The sequence below is a fragment of the uncultured Rhodococcus sp. genome (assembly GCF_963525155.1).
Lineage (GTDB): Bacteria > Actinomycetota > Actinomycetes > Mycobacteriales > Mycobacteriaceae > Rhodococcus_F > Rhodococcus_F qingshengii.
The window spans coordinates 1-5,226 of sequence record NZ_CAURKP010000280.1; the positions used below are offsets into that span (position 1 = coordinate 1).

A 5,226-nucleotide genomic window follows, 5' to 3' on the forward strand; every position below is an offset into this window, starting at 1 on the left:
CCCCGGCGTCGTCGCGAGGCTGTCGTGGGCTTCGATCGGTGTGATTGAACGCCGCGGATATCGTCGCGGTGCAACGCGCAGTCGATAGTCGGCTACCAGGGTGCTTGAACTGCGCCACCAACCGGGGACGGCGGGATCCTTGGGCGGCCAAAGTTGACGCAGGGTGCGGAGTAGGCGCAACGTCTCGCCGAGTCTGGTCCGGTACCGCGGCGTCGACACCGGGAGACGGTGAAGTAACCCCGTGTCCAGGAGGTGGCGTAGGTACTCGTCAACGGTCGGTAGGGCTTCGTGCAAGCGCTTGGCATCGGTATCCAACTGCGCGTCGATTGCATCCTCAACCTCGTCTCGGCTGAGAAACCCGTCGACAATGCCCCAGGAAAGCAAGCGAAGTTCGATATCTTCGAGCCGACTCAAGAGGTCGCCGACGCCGGCCCAACGGTCGCTGGTCATGACAGAGCCAGGTAAAGTTGGTCGGCTAATGGTTCGTGACACTGTAGAAGTCGAAGTTCCTCTTCGCTGAGATCGGCAAGGCGTACGCGGCCGTTCTCGAACTTTGCGAGGACGACATCGAGATCCGACGTACCTACCTCGGCGAGGATCTCTTGGACGGTCTCGAGCGCTGTCACGAACATCGTAATATCGGCCACGGTCAATTTTGATGTGTCAGCAGTCTTTTTCAGACTGCTGATCCGCATAACCACATTCGACCGTGTGGACGCGCCGAGTCGTGGAATGAGGCTCTGTGGAAGTTGAGCGATGGACGCTTCAGCCCAGGACTTCCACGCCGACTTATTGTCGGCCGCAATCGCTGTATGCGCCGTGGTGACGTCCTTGGTCCGGGCAGTGAGGAACTGCAGTGTCGGGCGACCGATACTCGAGACTTGATCGCGCAGCTTCGTGGCAGGCTTGGCGAGTCCCTCGAGGGGTTGAACGGGGGCCCCGACCTCGCGGAGTTTGCGGTGTACGCCTAGGGCGGTACCCAGCGTGGTGATCTCGGTTTGCAGTTTTCCGAGCGCAGCCTTGACCTGGTTTTGCGCTTGTTTTTCCTGCTCGTTCTCACTGTGTGCACGTGAGAGGTTGCTGAGTTTTCGAGCGCGGGTCGCCAGACTAATGGTGACGGTTGCCTCAGTCATGTGACTCGGACTCCTTGATTGTCTCGAACCACATTGTGATGGTGTCTGCGAGTTGCTCGTCGATGTCGGTGGCCGTTCCGGTGTCGGCTTCCGCACTGGCGATTCCGGCCTCGATCCATTTTGCGCTGTCGTCGAGATAGGCCGCGATTGCGGGTAGGTCTGCTCCTGCATCGGTGCCGACCAAATTGAGTCGTAGGAGTCCACTTTGGGCCTTGGCGGATTCGACGAGCCGCGTGACTGTCGGGATTGCGGACTGATCCCAAGAACGCGCCGTCTCATTTCGCGCATGGACAACATCAAGGTTGTCCCGGACCATGACGTACCCATGACTCTGACCGGTGCGGGTTGCTTCAGCCACACCGTCGATTGTTTCGCGCAACGTCACGCCACTTGGGAGGTGCTTACGAATGCGATCGAGCAAGGATTGCCAGTACTCGATCTGCGAGTCGGTAGCGCGGGTCAGTTCCTTCAGTTTCCGGTGCGCTTCCCGGCACCATGTGGGCACGTCGATCTCCTCCTCCGAAGCGGCGAGGACCTTTGCCGTTCGAACGATGAGTGTCATCCGATGAGGGGCTACAGCGTACACGGCTCCAGTTACGCCTTGCGAAGGACCGACTGCACTGAGAAGGTATTTGACGACCTCTTTGCGCTGCGAGACGTAGGCCTTGTAGGCGGCCTGCCAGTTGGGTGAACGCGCTGCACTGTCGGCCCGTGGTGCGGTCGGGTCGTCCCACAGTGCGGCGTTGATGTAGTCGAGGTCGGCAGCCCTCGGGGGAAGGTGTCCGCAGGCGGCGGCACCTCTAATCAAAGACGCGGTTACCTTCACCAAGGAGTCCTCGTCGACAGCCAGTTCGTCGAGGATCCGTCGCTTGGCTTCGTCGACATGCCCGGAGACGATCTGATCCAGGCGGGGTAGGGCCGGCCCGGCCTGTTGCCAGAGGCCAGCGCGGATGTACAGGAGGCCACGAAACATCATTGCGGTGCGGGCGTCGCGTGACAGTCGAACGATGGGTTCCGCGAGGAGATTCTCGGTGGCACCATCGATGGATATTCCCCGCGCGTTTTCCGGTACCGCCTTCTTCAGAATTTCCGCAGTGGGTTCCTTGATGACGGTGTCGAACCATTGAACCCGCGCAAGCAGGGCTTCACGAACGATGGATCGCAGATCGCTGGCTAACCCCTGGGGAAGAGTCGTCCCGGTGGACCAGGTGTCGATGGCGTCGAGATCCTTCCGCAGTGATGGGGGCAGGGTGTCGTCTGACCCTAGCGTTTCACGTTTGTCTGGGCTTCGGCCTGGGCCCGGGCCTGGTTTGATCGGATCGACAAGGTCGCTGGGAATTGGTTGGTGGGAGAACGCTCGGAGGACGCCGGCATCGATTTGCTCGGTTCCCTCGCGTCCCCAGAACGTCAGGAGCGTCTCAAGTCGGCCGGCTTCCTGCTCGGGGAAGTCATTCTCGATCCGCTCCCTGATATGGGTTGACAGGAAGGGCAATGCGGCCTTCGCCGACTCGTCTCCGAGCAGCGCCGCCGGAGGAAACACTCCGTCACGGATCGTGCGAATATTGTCGGTGAGCACATCGCGAACTGCTCGCGCCAGGACTCTGCGCGGGTTGAACACGATTCGTTCGCCATCCGTGTCGGCGCAGGCCCGCACGGCGCGGATGAGCGCTGCCTTGTTGTATGGATACAGGCCGTAGTCTTCGCTTGAGACGCCGAAGGCGTCATGGCAGGGACCGCGATACGCGCAGTCTCCGCACGCGTTCGGCACACGGGGTGCCGACCGCTCGAGTTCGGTCTTACCTACTCGCGCCGCGTTCAGGTACTTGCCGAAAAACTCAACGAAGTCCTGCTCTTCTACTCCATTGGCGTCGAGGTCGACCTCGACGCGATATGTAGGTGACGATCCCTCCGCGCGGGTTCGGAATGTGTCAGGCAGCGACTCTTGATAGTAGCCCGGCGTGACCGCCATCATCGTGCGGACGGTGGCGTACTTTTCGATGCCCTGGACGACACCGACCTCGACGATTGCATCGAGGAGATCTCGGCGGACGCCTTGGATGAGTGCGACATCCTCGATCAGCAGCACGATCTCGTGACCGACGAACTTCTCGCGGATGCGCTTGAACGCCTGGCTGATATCGCCGACGTTGAGGCTGGCTGCCTTCGTCACCGCAGTGTCGAGAACCTTGTTGAGGAGACGGACGGCCTCCGCTTGCAACGTTGGATTTCCGAGTCGCTTGAAGATCTTCTGAGTGGCCGCCGCAGCATCTCTGATGTTGGCGTAGTCACCGATGTCGATCGGCAGTTCTGCAGTCGTAAATTCGAGCGGCACGTCGGGTTCGGATTCGTCGCGGCCCTTCAGTGAATACCGCGCCCGCCGCTTGATGAACGAATCGGGACGCAGCAAATGATTGCGAAAGAGCGGGTCGAGAAAGAACAGTCTCAAGCCGTTGTCGCCCACGAGTGACTTCGCGAGCGGCGTATCGGCTTCCAACGTACGCAACACTTCTGCGAGTTCCAGAAGGATCCGTTGCTCCATTTCCGCGAGCGTCATGCCAGTTCCGAGGCTAGAGAGTTTGCGGCGGATCTCGTCGAACTCGGGGTCGGTCTGGTTGAGCAGGAGTTTTTCGATGACATCCTTGAGGCTTGTCTCGGTCTTCTGCAGGTAGATCACATGACGAGTGGGCGTTTCAGGGATGTTCGCATCCATCCAGCGAACCAAGTGCGACTTTCCGGCGCCGGATTCGCCGAGCACACTCGCGATAAGTACACCACTGGTGGGTGGGGCGGTGAGAAACTCCTCGAGGATCCGATCTTCGGTCACGTACTCGGATGTCGATTGGCCACCGGTAGCACCACGCTGGCGAGCGATGCGCAGTGGCGCGTGAGTTGCGAGGAGTACCGCCTTGGATTGGGTTGCTGCCTCGGTGGGAATGGTCGCGGTGACGGTGTCAGCCGACCAGCAGACGAAATTGACGTGATCGTTCATTGTGGTCGTCATCCCTTGATCGTCACAGCCGAGACGTAGCGGTCGCGGCCGTGGTCGCGCGCATCCGGCAACGCCACCACGCCGGACGGGTCGGACTGGTAGGTCATCGACAGGACGCCGCGCTCTTCCGCGCACGACAGCGCCAGTCCGAGTGCGCGCATACCGGTGTCGACGTCCTCTGCGAGTCCGTCATAGGTGGCGCGTGGATGCCCTGGTAGGACCGGTAGTTCACTGCGAAGAAAATCGAGAAACTGCTGGACGGAGATCTGTTCACCGACCGGTGGTGGGGTACCGACGGGGTGGGAGATCACGTCGACGACCGCCTCGGTCGGATCAGCCACGATCCTTCCCGTCGCATTCTTCGTTGGAACCATAATTTTCAGTGCGGGCCGACTGAAACCGAGTGCCTGACTCCACCAACTGAACCCGTTCCATCGCGTGTCGTTTGTGAACAAGTCCGCCGGCATCGAGGTTTGGGTGTCTTTCCAGTGCAGCGGTTGGGTGGGAATCTGCCGCATGAGCCATACGAGGCCTCGACGGAGGTCTGGCGCCCCTTCCATTTCCTGGCCAAGCACCTCGGGTGGAACCACGAGGCGGTGCCGAAGGCGGCGCATGAAGTCGCCTACGTCCGTCACGGTTTCGGCATTGTGGAGGCCGTCAACATCCTGCTGCACGAAGCCGAACTCTCGCAATCCCCGCAGTGCGCGGTCAGCATGGGCGCCATTCTGCGGAATGCCACTGCGCATCGCGGTCGGTGTCACCAGATCGAGTATTTGCTCCTTGCTCAGGTCCGGGCTATCCATGATGGTGCGATGGATGATCCACATTGCCTGCGGGAGACACAGTGCTGGGCTGGGGTTCAGAACGTCCATTACATGCTTTCCAGTAGTGCGTCGGCGGAGATGCTGGTGGTCAACCCGGTGACGTCCCGAAGCAAGTTTCCGGGTCGATCAGGATCGGGTGTCGAGTCGGGCCCCAGAATGTACGTCACCAGTCCGAGTTCGAGTCGCTCACGGATCCCTGGTTCGAGATGCCCCTCGGGGAGGACAACAATCATCGGCCCCGGATAGTACTCGGAGAGGCGCAGGTGCGATCCCGTTTCGT

General features: G+C 60.7%; 4 protein-coding genes and 1 pseudogene. All 5 read right to left on the bottom strand.

Going from position 1 to position 5,226, the window contains the following annotated elements; genetic code table 11:
- A pseudogene (locus RWT78_RS28040) lies at window positions 1–450 on the bottom strand (DEAD/DEAH box helicase); the annotation flags it as partial.
- Window positions 447–1,133, bottom strand: coding sequence for a hypothetical protein (locus RWT78_RS28045; RefSeq protein WP_314682510.1), 687 nt, complete (start codon window positions 1,131–1,133; stop codon window positions 447–449). The pseudogene RWT78_RS28040 and the gene RWT78_RS28045, both read right to left, overlap by 4 nt.
- Entirely contained in the window at window positions 1,126–4,134 is a 3,009-nt protein-coding gene (dpdH, locus tag RWT78_RS28050) for a protein DpdH (RefSeq protein ID WP_314682513.1), read from the bottom strand. Before dpdH ends, RWT78_RS28045 begins: the two co-directional genes overlap by 8 nt.
- Window positions 4,131–4,994 (bottom strand): hypothetical protein, encoded by an 864-nt coding sequence (locus tag RWT78_RS28055; RefSeq protein WP_314682515.1) that lies wholly within the window; start codon window positions 4,992–4,994, stop codon window positions 4,131–4,133. The genes dpdH and RWT78_RS28055 overlap by 4 nt, the downstream gene beginning before the upstream one ends.
- On the bottom strand, window positions 4,994–5,226 hold a 233-nt coding region (locus RWT78_RS28060), incomplete at its 5' end, for a hypothetical protein (protein ID WP_314682518.1). The genes RWT78_RS28055 and RWT78_RS28060, both read right to left, overlap by 1 nt.

Coding starts and splice junctions, on each gene's coding strand:
- RWT78_RS28055 (WP_314682515.1), bottom strand. CDS start 4,994: ATGGACGTTCTGAACCCCAGCCCAGCACTGTGTCTCCCGCAGGCAATG.
- RWT78_RS28045 (WP_314682510.1), bottom strand. CDS start 1,133: ATGACTGAGGCAACCGTCACCATTAGTCTGGCGACCCGCGCTCGAAAA.
- dpdH (WP_314682513.1), bottom strand. CDS start 4,134: ATGACGACCACAATGAACGATCACGTCAATTTCGTCTGCTGGTCGGCT.